Consider the following 18443-nt stretch of genomic DNA (forward strand, 5'->3'; position numbering starts at 1 on the left):
TCATCGTGTCGACGCTCGTCCGGTTCGCGCTGCCGATGATGTTGGCGGCGGCTGCGGGCCTTTTCGTCTGGACCCGCATCGACAGTCCGCAACCGGCGCCATCTCCCGCAGCTTCGCCTGATCGCGCGCGAATCCGCTATCCGGCCGGCCAGCAACCCGTCGTCGCGCTGCCCAACGGCGAAAACCGCAAGATATCGAGCCTTCTCAACATCCGTCAGAAGATGAAGTTCGGCGACTATGTCTGGAACGACAAGGGCGTCGGCGGCGGAACCGTCTGGGTCCGTGTCGACCTGGCCCGGCAGACCATGTCGGTGTTCCGGGCGGGCGAGGAAATCGGCTCCACGGTCATCCTCTACGGCACCGACGGCAAGCCGACCCCGACCGGCGTGTTCCCGATCCTGGCGATGGCGGCACAGCACAGCTCCAACCTCTACGACGCCGAAATGCCGTATATGCTGCGGCTGACCGAAGACGGCGTCGCGATCCACGCCAGCCATGTGCAGTTCGGCGCGGCCACGCATGGCTGTATCGGCGTGCCGATCGATTTCGCGCGATTGCTGTTCGGTCAGGTCAAGCGCGGCGACCTTGTCGTGATCGTGCCGGCGTGACGTGGTTGATCGCCGCCTAACCATTGCCGGCAACCGGCAGGTTATTGCCGGTGTGTACGCCCGTCGCGATGGCGTGGCGTCTTCCTCTCCTCCTCGGGACATTGCTGGCATCGCCGCTGCTGGTCGGCGCGGCGGGTCTGGAGATCGGCTTCGACGCGCGCATTCTGGCCGCGCATAATCGCGAGCGGGCCGCGCTCGGCATCGCGCCGCTGCGGTGGGACCAGTCGCTCGCCGCCGACGCTGCAATCTGGGCGCGTCATCTCGCCGCGACCGGCCAGTTCGAACACGCGCCCGACGGCAAGGGTGCACCCGAAGGCGAGAATCTGTGGGCCGGTACCAAGGGCTATTACTCCGCCGAGGCGATGGTCGACGGCTGGGCCCGCGAGAAGCGCTATTACAAGCCCGGCCGGTTCCCCGACAACAGCACCACCGGCCGCGTCGCCGATGTCGGCCACTACACCCAGCTGATGTGGCGCGGCACCGGTCGCGTCGGCTGCGCGCTGGCGACGGGAGCGGTGGAGGATGTCCTCGTCTGCCGCTACGGTGATGCCGGAAACTATATCGGCGAGACGCCCTTCTAGCGACCGCTTCCGCTCGGGCGGCAGAGTGGCTACAGGCCCTCGCCATGAGCGAACTGCCCCAAGAGCTGCCGAAGACCTTCGACCCCGCCGAGATCGAGACTCGCTGGTACCGGCATTGGGAAACGAGCGGCCGTTTCCGCCCCGATCGCCCGGGCGCGGAGCCGTGGACGATCGTCAACCCGCCGCCCAACGTCACGGGGTCGCTGCACATTGGCCACGCGCTCGACAATACGTTACAGGACGTGCTGGTCCGGCATGCGCGGTTGAAGGGCAAGGACGCGCTGTGGGTGGTCGGCACCGACCATGCCGGCATCGCGACGCAGATGGTGGTCGAGCGGCAACTCAACGAGCGCCAGGACAAGCGCACCAATTACACGCGCGACCAGTTCGTCGATCTGGTGTGGCAGTGGAAGGCGGAGAGCGGCGGCGAGATCACGCAGCAGTTGCGCCGGCTCGGCTGCTCGATGGATTGGGCGAACGAGCGCTTCACGATGGACGAGGGCTTTTCGAAGGCCGTTCTGAAGGTGTTCGTCGACCTCTACAACCAGGGCCTGATCTATCGCGACAAACGGCTGGTGAACTGGGACCCCGGCCTCGGCACCGCGATCAGCGACCTTGAGGTCGAGACGCGCGAGACGAAGGGCAGCTTCTGGCAGATTCGCTATCCGCTGGCCGACGGCTCGGGCGCGATCACGGTGGCGACGACGCGGCCGGAGACGATGCTCGCCGACATGGCGGTCGCGGTGCATCCCGACGATGCGCGCTATAAGGCGATGATCGGGCAGCATGTGCGGCTCCCGATCACGGGCCGGCTGATCCCGGTAATCGGTGACGAACATGCCGATCCGAGCCTGGGCACTGGGGCGGTGAAGATCACGCCGGGCCACGATTTTAACGATTTCGAAGTCGGCAAGCGCGCGGGCATGAAGGCGGGCGAGATGCTCAACATGCTCGACGCCAAGGCGCAGGTGACGCAGACGGCGGACGGGCTGATCCCCGACGATCTGCTCTGCCTCGACCGTTTCGCTGCGCGCAAGCTGGTGGTCGAGCGGTTGAAGGCCGATGGATTCCTCGTGCCCTTCGTCGACAAGGAGGGCGCCGAACACGACGTCGAGCCACGCACGATCCAGACGCCCTATGGTGACCGCTCCGGCGACGTGATCGAGCCGTGGCTGACCGACCAATGGTATGTCGATGCCGCGACGCTGGCCAAGGGGCCGATCGAGGCGGTGCGCGAAGGTCGGATCAAGATCGTGCCGAAGAGCTGGGAAAAAACCTTCTTCAACTGGATGGAGAACATCCAGCCGTGGTGCGTCAGCCGGCAATTGTGGTGGGGGCATCGGATACCGGCTTGGTACTCATTCCTCACCCTCGATGGCGATCAAGCGACATTCAAAATTTCGCTGGGCTCGAACTCGGCGATCGAAGAGGAGACTGTATTCGTTTGCGCCAACGAGGATGAAGCTCGCGCGGCGATTGCGAAGCGATACGAAAGCTACTGCTCGGCTGAGGAAGTCGTATTTTACGATACGCCGGATGAAGCGCTGACCGCCCAACGCAAGGCATTCGACGAGAACCGTAGTGAAGTAGCTGTTTTCCGAGAGACGGACGTCCTCGACACCTGGTTCTCTTCCGCCCTCTGGCCGTTCGCGACGATGGGGTGGCCCAATGACGCCGACCCTACACTCCACGGCCGCTACCCGAACGACGTGCTGATTTCCGGCTTCGACATCCTGTTCTTCTGGGACGCGCGGATGATGATGCAGGGGATGCATTTCATGGGGGACGTGCCGTTCCGCACGCTCTACCTGCACGGCCTGGTCCGCGCTGCCGACGGGCAGAAGATGTCGAAGTCGAAGGGCAATGTCGTCAACCCGCTCGGGCTGATCGACCGCTACGGCGCCGATGCGCTGCGCTTCTTCATGGCGGCGATGGAGAGCCAGGGCCGCGACATCAAGATGGATGAGAAGCGGGTCGAAGGATACCGCAACTTCGCGACCAAGCTGTGGAACGCGGCGCGCTTCTGCCAGGCGAACGGGATCGGCGCGTCCACCACGCTGGAGGCGCCGGCGGCGACGCTGGCGGTCAACAAATGGATCATCGGCGAGACGATCGCCACGGTGCAGGCGGTCGATCTCGCGCTCGCCGACTATCGCTTCGATGGCGCCGCCAACGCGATCTACCAGTTCGCGTGGAGCCGGTTTTGCGACTGGTATCTGGAGCTCATCAAGGGCGCGATCGACGACGAGACCAAGGCGGTCGCGGGCTGGGTGCTCGACCAGATCCTGGTAATGCTCCATCCGTTCATGCCGTTCGTGACCGAGGAATTGTGGTCAAAGCTGGGCGCGCGCGATTACGACTTGATCGTCGCGAAATGGCCCATCGCCGACGCTCGCGCGATCGACCCCGAGGCTGGGCGCGAGATCGACTGGCTGATCCGGCTGGTGAGCGAGGTGCGGTCGAGCCGCACCGAACTTAACGTGCCGCCGGGGGCACGGCTGGCCGTGCATCTGCGCGAGGCGTTGCCCGCCACCGTCGCGCGGTACGACAGGCTGGCGCCGGCCATCGCCCGTCTTGCCCGGATCGATCTTGCCGAGGGGGAGGCGACGGGAGGCGCGGCGCAGGTCGTGATCGATGAGGCGACGTTCGTCCTCCCGCTCGAAGGCGTGATCGACCTCGCCGCCGAACGCATCCGCCTGACCAAGGCGATCGACGTGGCGGCGAAGGAGCGCGATTCGCTCGCCGGCCGGCTCAACAACCCGTCGTTCGTCGAGCGCGCCAAGCCCGATGCGGTCGACAAGGCCCGCGCCGACCACGCCGAACGCGCGGCGGAGGCGGAGCGACTGACGGCGGCGCTGGCTCGGTTGGGCTGAAGCGTCTTCTTCACCCCGGCCTTGAGCCGGGGTCCCGCTTGTTCGCCGAGAAAGAAGCGGGATGCCGGATCAAGTCCGGCATGAGGAAATTGGGGAAGGCTCCGCGCTCAATACGGCCGGTTCGGTAATGTGAGCGGCGGGTCTGTTTTCTCCATCATTCGTCTGCCATGGGACGAACGATGGATGCGCCGGCCGCCTCGACTTCTTCGCACCGCAATCGCCGCGACCTGACCGTCGGGCCGATCGGCAAGACGCTGCTCGCCTTCGCGCTACCGACGCTGGCGTCGAATATCCTTCAGTCGCTCAACGGCTCGGTCAATTCGATCTGGGTCGGGCGGTTCCTCGGCGAAAGCGCGCTGGCGGCGACGAGTAATGCGAACATCATCATGTTCCTGATGTTCAGCGCGGTGTTCGGGTTCGGCATGGCGGCGACGATCCTGATCGGCCAGTCGGTCGGGCGGCACGATATCGAGGCGGCGCGTCGCGCGTTCGGATCGGCGGTCGGGCTAGTGGTCGGCGCGGCGATAGTGATCGCGTTCGTCGGTTGGTTCCTGACGCCGCAGATCCTGCGCGTGTTGGCGACGCCGGGCGCGGCCCAGGGGATGGCGCAGGCGTATCTGCGCGTGATCTTCCTGGGCCTGCCGTTCACGATGCTGGGCGTGCTGATCCAGATGAGCTTGCGCGGCACCGGCGACTCGCTGACGCCGCTGTGGTTCATGGGGCTGAGCGTCGTCATCGACAGCAGCTTCAACCCGCTCCTGATCGACGGAATCGGACCATTCCCGAAGATGGGCATCGCGGGCTCGGCGACCGCTACCCTGCTCGCCGGGATCGTGTCGTCCGCCGGCCTGCTGATCTACGTCTATCGGAAGGACCTGCCGATCCGGTTGCGCGGGCATGAGTTGCGCTATCTGCTGCCGGAGGCGGCGCTGGTGCAGACGATCGTCGCCAAGGGCTTGCCGATGGGTGCGCAGATGCTGGTGATGTCGACCGCGGGGCTGACGATGGTCGGGCTGGTCAATCGCCAGGGCGTCGACACCGCCGCCGCCTATGCCGTGTCGCAGCAGCTATGGACCTACATCCAGATGCCGGCGATGGCGATCGGCGTCGCGGTGTCGAGCATGGCGGCGCAGAATATTGGTGCGGGCAAGTGGGACCGGGTCGGCGCGATCACGCGGGCGGGCATCCTCTACAACAGCGCGATCACGCTATTCGTCATCGGCGCGATCATCCTCTTCGACCGGCCGGTGATGGCGCTGTTCGTCGGCAGCGACAGCCACGCCATCCCGATCGCGCGGCACATTCAGCTGATCTCGTCCTGGACGTTCGTGATGTTCGGGGCGACGATGGTGCTGTTTTCGACCGTGCGTGCGAACGGGGCGACGGTGCCGCCGCTCATCATCCTGGCGATTTCCTTTTATCCGGTGCGCATCAACTTCGCGATCCTGGGGCAGAAGTGGTTCGGCGTGGATGCGTTGTGGTGGGCGTTTCCGCTCGGGTCAGTGGTGTCGCTGGTGCTGGCGGCGCTGTATTACCGCTATGGGCGGTGGCGCGAGGCGGTGCTGGCGGTGCCGCCCGAGCAGGGGCAGGCCGAAGAGCACGCCCATAGCGACGGCGAGCCGGCCGGACGGCTGCACCCGACCGGTTAGTCAGCGCGCCGGCGCTGAACCGCGCGGCACCATCACCTCGATCACGCCGACCGCCGCCTTCGCGACCACCGGCGTCCGCGCCAGCACCTCGCCGTCGATCGAGATCGGCAGCGGCGGGTCGGTCGCGATGTGCAATTCGCGTGCGTGGAAGTCGATCGTATCGTCGTGCCGCGACTTGTGGCCGGCGATGCTCGCCAGCCAGTTCTTGAGCAGCCGCCGCCGGGCATGGCCGCGCACAGCCTGCACGACGATCTCGCCCGAATCGAGCCGCGCATCGTCGATCAGCTCGGTCCCGCCGTGGAAGCGGCCGTTGGAGATACGCACCTCCACGACCTTGAGCCGCTGCGCTTCCGCACCATCGCCGACCACCAGCGTGAAGGGCCGGAACGCCAGGAACTCCCACGCCGCCCACGCCAGATAGCCGACGCGGCCGAGCCACTTCTTCAATCCGTGCGGGACCGATTGCGCGATCTGCGGCGCCAGCCCGATGGCGGCGCAATTGGCGAAATAGTCGCCATCGATCATGCCGAGGTCGATCCGCTTGCGCTCGCCATGGACGATCGCGTCCACCGCCCCGGCAATGTCGAGCGGCAGCCCGAGCGTGCGCGCGAAACTGTTCGCGGTACCGAGCGGGAGCACGCCGAGCACGGCATCGGTTCCTACCATCACGTCGACCAGCCCGCTGATCGTCCCGTCGCCGCCGCCCAGCACGATCAGTTGATGCCCACGGTCGAGCGCGGTTCGCACCGTCGCCTCGAGCCGCGAGGGGTGCTCGACCGCGAACGCCTCCACCGGGAACGGCGCTGCCGCCAAGGCGGACCGCGCTTTCTCGAACAGTCGTTCGCCGCGACGCGAGCGGGCATTGACGATCAGGGCGGCGGAGCGAAACGACGACATCGGCCCTAATAACTCGGCGAAACGATTTCGGCTCCGCAACGCTTGCGTGGCCGGGCAGGCGAGCGCATGTCGCGGCCATGTCGACCTTCCCCGCGCTTCGCCTGCGTCGTACTCGCGCCACCGGCTGGAGCCGTCGGCTGCATGCCGAAACCGTGTTGACGCCCGCCGACCTGATTTGGCCGCTGTTCATCGCCGAAGGGGAGGGCGTCGAGGAACCGATCGCGAGCTTGCCCGGCGTGTCGCGCTGGTCGGTCGACGGCATCGTCGCGCGCGCGAAGGAAGCACGCGATCTCGGTATTCCCTGTGTCGCGCTGTTCCCCAACACGCAGGCCGACCGCCGCAGCAATCGCGGCGAGGAAGCGCTCAACCCCGACAATCTGATGTGTCGCGCGATCCGCGCGCTGAAGGACGCGGTGCCGGAGGTCGGCGTGCTGACCGACGTCGCGCTCGATCCCTATACCAGCCATGGCCATGACGGCCTGCTCGACGACGGCGGCTACGTGCTCAACGACGAGACGGCGGAAGTGCTGGTCGGCCAGGCGCTCAACCAGGCGGCGGCGGGGGCCGATATCATCGCGCCGAGCGACATGATGGACGGCCGTATCGGCCTGATCCGCGACGCGCTGGAGGCGGAAGGGCACGTCAATGTCCAGATCATGTCCTATGCGGCTAAGTATGCCAGCGGTTTCTACGGTCCGTTCCGCCACGCGGTCGGCAGTAGCGGCCTGCTCAAGGGCGACAAGAAGACCTACCAGATGGATTCGGCCAATGCCGAGGAAGCGCTGCGCGAGGTCGAGCTCGATCTGGCCGAGGGCGCCGACAGCGTAATGGTCAAGCCGGGCCTGCCCTATCTCGATATCATCTGCCGCGTGAAGGCGGCGTTCCCGGTGCCGGTCTTCGCCTATCAGGTTAGCGGCGAATATGCGATGATCGAGGCGGCGGTCGCCGTCGGCGCGGCAGACCGCGACGCGGTGGTGCTGGAAACGCTGATGGCGTTCAAGCGCGCGGGTTGCTCAGGCGTGCTGACCTACCACGCGCTCCACGCGGCGCGGCTGCTGGCGCGATGAGCGGCGTCGTAATCGAGACCGAGCGGCTGATCCTGCGTCTGCCGCGCCCGGATGATCAGGAGGCGCTGTGCCGCATGTTCGCCGATCCGCTGGTGATGGCCGATCTCGGCCCGGTGAAGGACGAGGCCGCGACCGACGTGGCGCTGGCGAAGCATGATGCCGATCGCTGGGAAGGGTTGGGGTTTTGGGTCGTCGAGCATCGGGCGGACGGCGCCTTTCTCGGCTTTTGCGGATTGAAGCGCGGCGACGCGCACAATCCGATCGCCGGCGAAGTCGAGGCAGGCTGGATCATCGATCGGCCGCATTGGCGCAACGGCTATGCGCTGGAGGCGATGCGCGCGGCGATCGACTGGGGGTGGAGCAACACGTCGGCGGAGCGGATCGTGGCGATCACCTCCGCGGTCAACGACAAGAGCCAGCAACTGATGAGCCGGCTCGGCATGGCGCGCCTGCCCGACGGCGATTTCGAACACAGCCTGATCGCGCCGGGCAACCACCTGCGGTCGATGGTCACCTACGCGATCGACCGTCTGGCATGATCGAAACCGACCGCCTGATCCTCCGTCCCTGGCGCGAGGCGGATATCGGGCCGTTTCATGCGATGGGGCAGGATGCGGAGGTGATGCGCTATCTCGGTCCGCCGGTGACCGAGGACGAAGCGCGGCGGACCTATGAGCGGGTGAGCGCCTGTCAGGCCGAGCACGGCATCTGCTTCTGGGCGATCGAGCGGCGCGGCGACGGCGTGTTCCTGGGGTTTTGCGGGCTCAAGCCCGGTGCGCCGGTGCTGGCCGATCCGATCGAGATCGGCTGGCGATTGCGCCGCGAGGCGTGGGGACAGGGTTATGCCCGCGAAGCAGCGGCGGCGAGCATCGCCTGGGGCTGGGCCAATCTCGACGTGCCGACGATCACGGCGATCACCGTGATCGCCAACACGCGTAGCTGGGGATTGATGGAGCGGCTCGGCATGACGCGCTATCCCGACGAGGATTTCGACCATCCGAACGTGCCCGACGGCAACCCGCTCAAGCGGCACATCCTGTACCGCATCGCACGGCCGTAACGCTCACTTCTCGCCGAGCGCCGCCTTGATCGCGGCGATCCGCGCCGATTGCGCATCGAGTTCGGTCTGCGTCGTCGCCTGTGCGGCATCGAGCGTGGGGTAGGGCGGGTCGCCCGCCTGCGCGCGGTCGGTCGCCATCCGCTCGTAATCGCTGGCGAGGCCGAGCAGATCGCCATGCAACGCGTCGAGCTCCGCCAGCCCGGCCTGCGCGTTCAGCCACGCGTCACTGCCCTGTTCGATCGCGCCCCGTGCCTTGGTCGCATTATCGGCCTTGGTCGCGGCGGCGTCGAAGTCGCGTTTGTTCGTCGCCGCGGTCGCCGCCATAGTCGCCAGCTTCGCGTCGAGCGTCGCGTCGGGCGTCGCGGCGACCGGTGTCGTCACCGGCTCCTCGTCGGAGCGCAGTTCGACCGGGCGAACCGCCAGTGACGGATATTTCGACGTCTCCTGCGCGCAGGCAGAGGTGGCGAGCAACAGGGCGAGCGCGAGCGGGCGGTTCATGGCTCTTCGTCTAGGGTGGCGAATTGTGTCACGCAACGCACTTGCGCTCGCCGGATCACCTCTCTAAGGGACGCGCTCCAATGCGCGCCCGTAGCTCAGCTGGATAGAGCATCAGACTACGAATCTGAGGGTCGGACGTTCGAATCGTTCCGGGCGCGCCACTTTTCCCCAATGCGGAATTCGCATCATGCAGGACGACGACAAGTGGATCGCGGCGGAAGCGGCGGTCGGCGAGATCGTCGACGGCATGGCGGTCGGCATCGGTACCGGCACGACGGTCGCCTTCGCGATCGCGGCGATCGGCCGGCGGATCGGCGAATGGCCGGCCGTGCGCTTCTTTGCGACTTCGCAGGCGACAGTGCGAGCGGCGCGGGCGGTAGGAATCGCGATCGCCAGCTTCGCCGACGAATCGCGGCTCGACCTGGCGATCGACGGGGTGGACGAAATCGATCCGGCATTCCGTGCGATCAAGGGCGGCGGCGGTGCCCTGCTGCGCGAGAAGATCGTCGCGAGCGCCGCGCAACGGATGGTCGCGATCGCCGACGGGTCGAAGCGAGTCGCGGTGCTGGGCAAGGCGCCAGTCCCGGTCGAGGTGCTGCCGTTCGCGCGGTCGTTCGTCGCGGCCGAGGTCGAGCGGCTCGGCGGCGAGCCGACCTTACGAATGGGCCGCGACATCGCGTATCGCACCAACCAGGGCAATCTGATCCTCGACTGCCGTTTCGCCGAACTGCCCGATCCGGAACGGCTGGCGGTCGCGCTGCAGGCGATCCCCGGGCTCCTCGGCCACGGTCTGTTCCTCGATCAGATCGACGCCGCCTATGTTGCCACGGACGGGATCGTTACGAAATTGCAACGCCCCGCCGTCTGAGGGTGGAAAGCGTCGGACGCCGGTCATATAGGCTGGCCGCAACCTCCAGGCCCGAGCGGCGTTTCCCTGATCAGCGGGAGCTACCATGTCCGATACCGATACCCAGCAGCGCGACGTCGACCAGCTGAAGGAAGACGGCTCGATCGAGCGTCTCACGATTGACACTATCCGCACGCTATCGATGGACGCGGTGCAGAAGGCCAATTCGGGGCACCCCGGCACGCCGATGGCGCTGGCGCCGGTCGGCTACACGCTCTGGTCGCAGTTCCTGCGCTACGATCCGTCGAAGCCGGACTGGCCCAATCGCGACCGCTTCGTGCTGTCGGTCGGGCATGCGTCGATGCTGCTCTATTCGCTGCTGCATCTGGCGGGGGTCGAAGAGATCGACAAGGACGGCAGGAAGACCGGCAAGGCAGCCGTCAGCCTCCAGGATATCGAGGATTTCCGCCAGCTCGGGTCGAAGACGCCGGGCCATCCCGAATATCGCCACACGACGGGCGTCGAGACCACGACCGGCCCGCTGGGCCAGGGGTGCGGCAATTCGGTCGGGATGGCGATCGCCGAGCGCTGGCTCGCCGCGCGCTACAACAAGCCGGACTTCGACCTGTTCGACCACGACGTCTACGCGCTGTGCGGCGACGGCGACATGATGGAGGGCGTGTCGGCCGAGGCCGCCTCGATCGCCGGCCACCTGAAGCTCAGCAACCTGTGCTGGATCTACGACAGCAACCACATCTCGATCGAGGGTTCGACCGCGCTCGCGTTCGACGAGGATGTCGGCAAGCGCTTCGAGGCCTATGGCTGGAACGTCATCCATGTGAACGACGCCAATGACTGCGAGGCGATGGCGCAGGCGTTGGCGGCGTTCCGCAAGACCGACGACCGCCCGACCTTCATCGTCGTGCACTCGATCATCGGCTGGGGGTCGCCGCGCGCCGGCAGCGAGAAGGCCCATGGCGAGGCGCTGGGCGAAGAGAACGTCAAGTTGACCAAGCAGGCCTATGGCTGGCCCGACGACAAGAGTTTCTACGTGCCCGACGGCGTGGTCGAGCATTTCCACGGCGCCGTCGCCGATCGCGGCACGGCGTTGCGCGAGCAATGGGACAGGAACCTCGCCGGCTATCGCGACACCTGGCCCGATCTCGCCAAGGAGCTCGATCTGGTCATCGCCGACCAGCTGCCCGAGGGCTGGGACGCCGACATCCCGACCTTTGACGCGGACGCGAAGGGGATCGCCAGCCGCGATGCCGGGGGCAAGGTGCTCAACGCGATCGTCAAGAACGTGCCGTGGCTGATCGGCGGCGCGGCCGACCTCGCGCCCTCGACCAAGACCGACATCAAGAATGCCGAATCGTTCGAGGCGGGGAATTACGCCGGCGCCAACTTCCACTTCGGCGTGCGCGAGCATGGCATGGGCGCGATCGTCAACGGCATGGCGCTGTCGCACCTGCGCTCCTACGGTTCCACCTTCCTCGTCTTCCTCGATTACATGCGCGCGCCGGTTCGGTTGTCGGCGATCATGGAGATCGGTGCGACGTGGGTTTACACGCACGATTCGATCGGCGTCGGCGAGGATGGCCCGACGCACCAGCCGATCGAGCATCTCGCGACACTCCGCGCGATCCCCGGTCTCGACACGATCCGGCCGTGCGATGCCAATGAGGTGGCCGCGGCGTGGCGCGCGATCGTCAGCGACAGCAACCATCCGACCGCGCTGATCCTGTCGCGCCAGGCGCTGCCGACGCTCGACCGCAGCAAGTATGCGAGCGCCGAGGGGCTGGCGAAGGGGGGCTACGTGCTCGCCGACAGCGACGATCCGCAGGTCATCCTGATCGCGACCGGCTCCGAAGTATCGCTCGCGATCGCGGCGTACGAGCAGCTGAAGGGCGACGGCATCGCCGCGCGCGTCGTGTCGATGCCGAGCTGGTTCCGCTACGAGAAGCAATCGGACGCCTACAAGGAAAGCGTGCTGCCCAAGCACGTCACCGCGCGGCTGGCGATCGAGATGGCGGGCGAGATCGGCTGGGATCGCTATGTCGGGCTGGAAGGCAGGACGATCACCATGTCGACTTTCGGCGCCTCGGCCCCGCTCGCCAAGTTGCAGGACAAGTTCGGCTTTACGGTCGAGCATGTCGCCAAGGTGGCGAAGGAACTGGCGGCGCAATAGGCCGTCGCCCCGGCGGAGGCCGGGGCCGACGGATTGTCATAAGCGGCCCCGGCCTCCGCCGGGGCGACGAAGAGGAAGATATGGGACGGCTCAACGACCTCGAGGCGCTCGGCCAGGCGATCTGGCTCGATTTCATCGACCGCAAGCTGCTCGCCGAGGGCGGGTTGCAGAAGCTGGTCGACGAGGACGGCGTGACCGGCGTCACCTCCAACCCGTCGATCTTCCAGAAGGCGATGGGCGAGGGCGACGCCTATGACGACGAGCTGGCCCGATATGATGCCACGCATCCGGACGCGTCCGCGATGGCGCGGTACGAGCATCTCGCCGTTCGCGACATCCAGCAGGCCGCCGACGTGCTGCGCCCGGTCTACGACCGGCTCGACGCGAAGGACGGTTACGTCAGCATGGAAGTGTCACCCTACCTCGCCAACGACACCGACGAGACGGCGGCGGAGGCGGAGCGGCTGTGGCATGCGGTCGATCGCCCCAATCTGATGATAAAGATTCCCGGCACGCCCGCCGGCGTCCCCGCGATCGCAGCGACGATCGACAAGGGCATCAACGTCAACGTGACCCTGCTGTTCGGGATCGAGGCGTACAAGGCGGTCGCGATGGCCTATGTCGAGGGGCTGGAGAAGCGCGCCGCGCGCGGCGAGCCGATCGACCGGATCGCGTCGGTCGCGAGCTTCTTCGTCAGCCGGATCGACACCAAGATCGACGACGCGATCGATGCCGGCACCGGCGGCGAGGCGGCGAAGGCGCTCGCCGGCAAGGTCGCGATCGCGAACGCCAAGATGGCCTATCAATGGTATCTGGAGTTCGTCGCGTCCGACCGCTGGCAGCAGCTGGCGGCGAAGGGCGCGATGCCGCAGCGGCTGCTCTGGGCGTCGACCGGCACCAAGAACGCGGCCTATTCGGACGTGCTCTATCTCGACACGCTGATCGGCAAGGACACGGTCAACACCGTGCCGCCCAAGACGCTCGACGCGTATCGCGACCACGGCACGGCGGCAGAGACGCTGACGCAGGACGTGGACGAAGCGCGCAACGTGTTGGCGGAAACCGAACGGCTCGGGCTCGATCTGGACGGCGTGACCGACACGTTGGTCGAGGAAGGCGTCGCCTCCTTCTCCAAGGCGTTCGACGAACTGCTCGGCTCGATCGCGGCCAAGCATCCGGCTGCTGCAACCTAAATCAGCTTTCCTCCGTTCGTGCCGGGCCTGGCGAAGCACAAGCATATTCACTGCCCTTTCCCCGGACGCGATCCGGGGTCGGGGCGAACGGTTGGAAGGGTTGCGACGACATGAAGATCGGCATCATCGGCCTCGGCCGGATGGGCGGCAATATCGCGCGGCGGCTGATGCGCGGCGGCCATATTGTGGTCGGCTATGACCGCGGGCAGCAGGCGGTGGACGACGTCGTCAAGGACGGCATGATCGCGGCGACCGGGCTGGAGGACATGTCAGCGAAGCTCGACACGCCTGCCATCTACTGGGTGATGCTGCCCGCCGGCGACCCGACCGACCAGACGATCCAGGCGCTCTGCCAGCACGCGCGGCCGGGCGACGTCATTATCGACGGCGGCAACACCTTCTACCGCGACGACATCCGCCGCGCGAAGGACCTGACCGAAAAGGGCATCAGCTATATCGACGTCGGCACCTCGGGCGGCGTGTGGGGGCTGGAGCGCGGCTATTGCATGATGATCGGCGGGCCGAAGGACGCGGTTGACGCGCTCGACCCGATCTTCGAGACGCTGGCGCCCGGGCTCGGCACGATCCCGCGCACGCCGGGCCGGATGGCGCAGGAGGGCGAGGATCCGCGCGCCGAAAAGGGCTATATCCATACCGGTCCTGCCGGCTCCGGGCATTTCGTCAAGATGGTGCACAACGGCATCGAATACGGCCTGATGCAGGCCTATGCTGAAGGCTTCGACGTGCTGAAGGGCAAGAATTCGGACAAATTGTCCGAAGACGAGCGCTTCGACCTCAACCTGACCGACATCGCCGAAGTGTGGCGGCGTGGATCGGTGATCTCGTCCTGGTTGCTCGACTTGTGCGCGCAGCAGCTGGCGAAGGACATGGACCTGTCCAAGTTCACCGGCAGCGTCGCCGATTCGGGCGAGGGGCATTGGACGATCGAGGCAGCGATGGAGGAAGCGGTGCCGGCGCACGTGCTGACCGCCGCTTTGTTCGCGCGATATCGCAGCCGGGTCGAGCATACGTTCGGCGACAAATTGCTGTCGGCGATGCGGTTCGGGTTCGGCGGGCATGTCGAGATGCCGCAATGAGGGCGTCGCAATGAGGGCGGCACGATGACGATCCGGCTGGTCGTGTCGGACGTCGACGGCACGCTGGTGCGCAAGGACAAGTCGTTGAGCCCGCAGACCATCGCGGCGGTGCATCGGCTGCGCGCGGCGAACGTGCCGTTCACGCTCATCAGCGCGCGACCGGCGTCGGGCGTGCTGCCGCTGGTCGCGCCGCTCAGCATCGACCTGCCGCTCGCCGCGTTCAACGGCGGCGTGCTGTTCCGTCCCGACGGCAGCGAGATCGCGTCGCATCCGATCGAGCGCGCGGTGGTCGAGGGCATGTTCGCGCTGGCGGACGGCGTTGCGGTCGATCGCTGGGTGTTCGCCGACGGGCAATGGTTCGCCTCGACCGACCAGGGCGACCATGTCGCGCATGAGCGGATCGCGTCCAACCAGGCGCCGGTCGTGCGCCGGGACTTCACCGACCTCTACGACCGCGCCGACAAGATCACCTTCGTCAGCGACGATCGCCCGCTGCTCCGCGATCTCGCCGAGCGCGCCGGGGCGGCGTATGGCGACCGCGCGACGATCGCGCAGAGCCAGGTCTATTATCTCGACGTGACCGGCAAAGCGGCCAACAAGGGCGATGGCGTCGCCGCGTTGGCCGACCTGCTCGGCATCGCGCTCGCCGACACGGTCGTGCTCGGCGACATGGACAATGATCTGCCGATGTTCGCCCGCGCCGGCCTCGCCGTCGCGATGGGGCAGGCGCCCGACGCGGTAAAGGCCAAGGCCGATTTCGTCTCCAGCAGCAACGACGAGGACGGCGTGGCGCGCGCCATCGACACCTACATCCTGCCGAAAGTGACCCCATGAAGAAACTGATCGCGTTCGACCTCGACGGCACGCTGGCCCTATCCAAGCAGCCGCTCGACGACCGCATGGCGAACGCGCTCGCCGACCTGCTCGATGTCGCCAAGGTCGACATCATCTCGGGCGGCGACTGGCCGCAGTTCGAGAAGCAGGTCGTCGGCCGCATGATCGACCGTGCCAACCTGACGAACCTGTTCATCCAGCCGACGACGGGGACGAAGCTCTATCGCTATGTCGACGGCGCGTGGCAGGCGATCTACGCCGAGCTGTTCAGCGACGACGAGCGCAAGCACATCATCGCCGCGTTCGACCAGGCGATGCACGAGGAGGGACTCGACCAGGGCAAGACCTGGGGCGAGCGCGTCGAGGATCGCGGCAGCCAGGTGACCTTCTCCGCGCTCGGCCAGCAAGCGCCGCTGGAGGCCAAGGATGCGTGGGACCCAGACCATGCCAAGCGCAAGAAATTGCAGGCACGGTTGCGCAATCTGCTCCCCGATCTGTCGATCAACATCGGCGGTGCGACCTCGATCGACATCACGCGCAAGGGCGTCGACAAGCAATACGGCCTGCGCAAACTGCTCCCCGAAGCTGGTGTGAGCGCCGACGAGGTGCTGTTCCTGGGTGACGCGATCTTCCCCGGCGGCAACGATTATCCGGCGAAGGAAATGGGGCTCGACACGATCAAGGTCGAGTCGATCGAGGACACGCGCCGCGTGATCGAGACGATCGTGCTGGTGCTGAAGGATTAGGTAGCTTCTCTCTCTCATCGTCACCCCGGGGGTCATGCCCGGGGTGACGGCAGGTCGGGGTGTGCATCGGTGACGGCGGTTGCGCGCGCTCACCCTTTCCCTTCCGCCATTTGCGGCTAGTGTCGCGTTTTGGTGGGAGGAATGCACGAATGAGCGAAGCCGTGGCACGGCCGAAGGGCTGGCGAGTGTTCGCCGCGGCGCTCAGCACGCGCAAGTCGGCGACGATGCTGGCGTTCGGTTTCTCGTCGGGGCTGCCCAATGCGCTGCTGATCGGTACGCTGACCGCCTGGCTGGGCGAGGCGAAGATCAATCTGGCGACGATCGGCGTGCTGGCGTGGATCGGGCTCAGTTATTCGTTCAAGTTCCTGTGGTCGCCGCTGGTCGATCGCACGCGGCCACCGCTGATCGGGCGGATCGGGCGGCGGACGAGCTGGATCGTATTGTGCCAGGCGCTGATGATCCTGGGCCTGATCGGGCTGGCGAGCACCGACCCCGCCGCGCATATCGCGCGGTTCGCGTTGTTCGCATTCGCCGCCGCGATCGGATCGGCGACGCAGGACGTCGCGATCGACGCCTGGCGGATCGATGTCGCCGATGGCGCGACCCCGGTCGAGGTGCTGTCGTCGGTCTATCAGCTCGGCTATCGCACCGCGGCGATCGTCGGCGGGGCGGGGGCGCTGTTCCTGGCGGCGCGGATGCCATGGCCGAGCGTCTATCTGGTGATGGCCGGCCTGATGGCGGCGATGCTGGTGATCGCGCTGACCGCCCCCGACACCGAGCGCCCGGTCGACGACAAGGCCGACCTGCTGAGCGAACCCGGCGAGATCGAGCCGCGCACGCGTGCCGTCGCGCTGCTGGTCGTGGGCGCGAGTTGGGTGTGGGCGATCGTGACGATCGTCACCTTCATGGCGAGCATGCTGGCGCCGGTGCCGAAGGGCGGCAAGCTGCCGTCCGCATCCGATTTCATCAAGACGTTCGGGCCGTGGATCATCGTCGCGACGATCTTCGTGCCATTGGGCGTGGCGGCATTGCTCAACTGGCTGAAGGCGCGGGGCCAGGCGGTGCAGACCGCGCCGGATTCGGTCGTGTCGCCGGCGCGGACGGTCGCCAACCATCTCTATCGCGCGCTGGTCGCGCCGCTCGCCGACCTGACCGAGCGGATGCGCTGGGGCGTGCTGCTGGTGATCGCGCTGATACTCGCCTACCCGTTCTGCTACAATATCTGGGGATCGTTTGCGTACCCGTTCTACCTCGATTTCCTGCATTATTCGAAGGATGAGGTGGCGTTCGCCTCGAAGGTGTTCGGCATCGTGATGTCGATCGTCGGGGTCAGCCTGGGCGGCTATCTGTTCGTCAAGATCGGGCGGTTCCCGACCGTCCTGATCGGCGCAATCCTGCCGATCTTCGGCAATTTCATCTATGCCGACCTGGCCGATGGCGCGCCGCACATCGACGCCGTGCTGAGCATCACCCACCTCGACGCGCTTGCGGCGTGGGCGGGGAGCGACCAGCGAATGGCGCGGTTGCTGCTGACGATCTTCTACGAAAACATCTCGACCGGGCTCGCCGGGGCGGCGTTCGTCGCCTACGTGTCGGGCGTCGTCAGCAAGAAATATGCGGCCGTCCAGTACGCGCTGCTGTCGTCGCTGACCTTCCTGATCGGGTCGCTCGGCAAGGGGCCGGCGGGCGAGATGATCGACCAGTTGGGCTACGCCACGGTGTTCCGCTACGTGTCGATCGGCGGCGCGCTGGCGATCCTGTTCGTATTGCTCGAATGGTGGCGATCGACCCGCGTCGCCGCGGCCGCGGAGCCGGGCCATACCGGCGAGCGCGCCTAGCCGCCGATCGGCAGGCCCAGATCGGCGAACGCGGCCGACAGCGCGGCGGCGCTGGCCAGGATCGCATCGGCACGACGTTCCGCCATGACGTCCGCGAGCAGCAGCCGCGCCGTTTCCGGCCGCCGTTCGGCGTGACCGATCGCGGTCAGGATCGCGGCCTCCGCACTGGTCATTCGCTGGCAGCAGCACGGCGCGATCGGGATCGTCGTCGTGGCGGTGGCGGCGAGCTCGGCCATGAAGGCCCGGGCGAGGACGAGCGGCCGACGAAAGCTGGGGCCGAACGCCATCAGGTAGCGCTGCGCAACCGCGGCGTCCGCCAGGCCATGCGCCCCCATCCGCCGGATCGCGAGCAGCATGAGCCGGTCACCGGTCGCGTCGGGCAGGGCGTGCGGAAGGATCGCCGGAGCGGGGGCGGGGGCAGGCGCGGGCAGGGCGGTCATCGGGCGACTCCGTCGGTGGAGCGCCAT

Annotated in this window: 17 protein-coding genes and 1 tRNA gene; 15 read left to right on the forward strand and 3 right to left on the reverse strand. The window is 66.8% G+C overall.

Features of this window, described 5'->3' with window-relative positions; genetic code table 11:
- The first annotated feature begins 5 nt into the window (after positions 1 to 5).
- From J0I47_RS03465 to J0I47_RS03480, 4 genes are all read left to right on the forward strand, one after another.
- Positions 6 to 608, forward strand: a complete 603-nt coding sequence (locus J0I47_RS03465; protein WP_366809693.1) for a L,D-transpeptidase family protein — start codon at positions 6 to 8, stop codon at positions 606 to 608.
- A gap of 50 nt (positions 609 to 658) precedes the next feature.
- A complete protein-coding gene (locus J0I47_RS03470) occupies positions 659 to 1189 on the forward strand; it encodes a CAP domain-containing protein (protein ID WP_294045041.1) in 531 nt (176 codons plus the stop codon).
- A gap of 44 nt (positions 1190 to 1233) precedes the next feature.
- Positions 1234 to 4062, forward strand: coding sequence for a valine--tRNA ligase (locus J0I47_RS03475; protein ID WP_294045042.1), 2829 nt, complete (start codon positions 1234 to 1236; stop codon positions 4060 to 4062).
- A gap of 167 nt (positions 4063 to 4229) precedes the next feature.
- Positions 4230 to 5711: an MATE family efflux transporter gene (locus J0I47_RS03480; RefSeq protein WP_294045043.1), complete on the forward strand. Its 1482-nt coding sequence runs from the start codon at positions 4230 to 4232 to the stop codon at positions 5709 to 5711.
- Here J0I47_RS03480 and J0I47_RS03485 read toward each other — a convergent pair whose 3' ends face one another.
- Positions 5712 to 6608 carry a YegS/Rv2252/BmrU family lipid kinase gene (locus J0I47_RS03485; protein WP_294045044.1) on the reverse strand — a complete coding sequence of 299 codons (897 nt, stop codon included), beginning with the start codon at positions 6606 to 6608 and terminating at the stop codon, positions 5712 to 5714.
- Between the two features lie 77 nt (positions 6609 to 6685).
- Between J0I47_RS03485 and hemB the strand changes: the two genes are divergently transcribed.
- From hemB to J0I47_RS03500, 3 genes are read left to right on the forward strand one after another with little or no spacing between them, the layout of a single operon-like run.
- Entirely contained in the window at positions 6686 to 7675 is a 990-nt protein-coding gene (hemB, locus tag J0I47_RS03490; RefSeq protein WP_294045045.1) for a porphobilinogen synthase, read from the forward strand.
- Positions 7672 to 8214: a GNAT family N-acetyltransferase gene (locus J0I47_RS03495; RefSeq protein ID WP_294045046.1), complete on the forward strand. Its 543-nt coding sequence runs from the start codon at positions 7672 to 7674 to the stop codon at positions 8212 to 8214. Before hemB ends, J0I47_RS03495 begins: the two co-directional genes overlap by 4 nt.
- The gene (locus tag J0I47_RS03500; protein WP_294045047.1) at positions 8211 to 8735 is read left to right on the forward strand and encodes a GNAT family N-acetyltransferase; all 525 of its coding nucleotides are present in this window, start codon (positions 8211 to 8213) and stop codon (positions 8733 to 8735) included. Before J0I47_RS03495 ends, J0I47_RS03500 begins: the two co-directional genes overlap by 4 nt.
- A 3-nt stretch (positions 8736 to 8738) precedes the next feature.
- On the opposite strand, the gene J0I47_RS03505 is transcribed toward J0I47_RS03500, so the two are convergent.
- The gene (locus J0I47_RS03505) at positions 8739 to 9233 is read right to left on the reverse strand and encodes a hypothetical protein (RefSeq protein WP_294045048.1); all 495 of its coding nucleotides are present in this window, start codon (positions 9231 to 9233) and stop codon (positions 8739 to 8741) included.
- 84 nt (positions 9234 to 9317) lie between these two features.
- Between J0I47_RS03505 and J0I47_RS03510 the strand changes: the two genes are divergently transcribed.
- From J0I47_RS03510 to J0I47_RS03545, 8 genes are all read left to right on the forward strand, one after another.
- Positions 9318 to 9394: transfer RNA gene (locus J0I47_RS03510), tRNA-Arg, on the forward strand.
- A gap of 26 nt (positions 9395 to 9420) precedes the next feature.
- Positions 9421 to 10101, forward strand: coding sequence for a ribose-5-phosphate isomerase RpiA (gene rpiA / locus J0I47_RS03515; protein WP_294045049.1), 681 nt, complete (start codon positions 9421 to 9423; stop codon positions 10099 to 10101).
- Positions 10102 to 10186: 85 nt separating this feature from the next.
- On the forward strand, positions 10187 to 12268 hold the full coding sequence (tkt, locus tag J0I47_RS03520; RefSeq protein ID WP_294045050.1) for a transketolase: 2082 nt from the start codon (positions 10187 to 10189) through the stop codon (positions 12266 to 12268).
- An 80-nt stretch (positions 12269 to 12348) separates the two neighbouring features.
- On the forward strand, positions 12349 to 13461 hold the full coding sequence (gene tal, locus J0I47_RS03525; RefSeq protein ID WP_294045051.1) for a transaldolase: 1113 nt from the start codon (positions 12349 to 12351) through the stop codon (positions 13459 to 13461).
- Between the two features lie 110 nt (positions 13462 to 13571).
- Positions 13572 to 14558 carry a phosphogluconate dehydrogenase (NAD(+)-dependent, decarboxylating) gene (gnd, locus tag J0I47_RS03530; RefSeq protein ID WP_294045052.1) on the forward strand — a complete coding sequence of 329 codons (987 nt, stop codon included), beginning with the start codon at positions 13572 to 13574 and terminating at the stop codon, positions 14556 to 14558.
- A 24-nt stretch (positions 14559 to 14582) separates the two neighbouring features.
- A complete protein-coding gene (locus J0I47_RS03535) occupies positions 14583 to 15392 on the forward strand; it encodes a Cof-type HAD-IIB family hydrolase (RefSeq protein WP_294045053.1) in 810 nt (269 codons plus the stop codon).
- The gene (locus tag J0I47_RS03540) at positions 15389 to 16138 is read left to right on the forward strand and encodes an HAD-IIB family hydrolase (protein ID WP_294045054.1); all 750 of its coding nucleotides are present in this window, start codon (positions 15389 to 15391) and stop codon (positions 16136 to 16138) included. The genes J0I47_RS03535 and J0I47_RS03540 overlap by 4 nt, the downstream gene beginning before the upstream one ends.
- Before the next feature lie 149 nt (positions 16139 to 16287).
- Positions 16288 to 17976: an MFS transporter gene (locus J0I47_RS03545; protein ID WP_294045055.1), complete on the forward strand. Its 1689-nt coding sequence runs from the start codon at positions 16288 to 16290 to the stop codon at positions 17974 to 17976.
- Here J0I47_RS03545 and J0I47_RS03550 read toward each other — a convergent pair.
- Entirely contained in the window at positions 17973 to 18416 is a 444-nt protein-coding gene (locus J0I47_RS03550; RefSeq protein ID WP_294045056.1) for a DUF6628 family protein, read from the reverse strand. The genes J0I47_RS03545 and J0I47_RS03550 overlap by 4 nt on opposite strands.
- Between the last annotated feature and the right edge of the window lie 27 nt (positions 18417 to 18443).

The sequence above is a fragment of the Sphingomonas sp. genome, assembly GCF_017304635.1.
In the GTDB taxonomy this organism is placed as follows: domain Bacteria; phylum Pseudomonadota; class Alphaproteobacteria; order Sphingomonadales; family Sphingomonadaceae; genus Sphingomonas.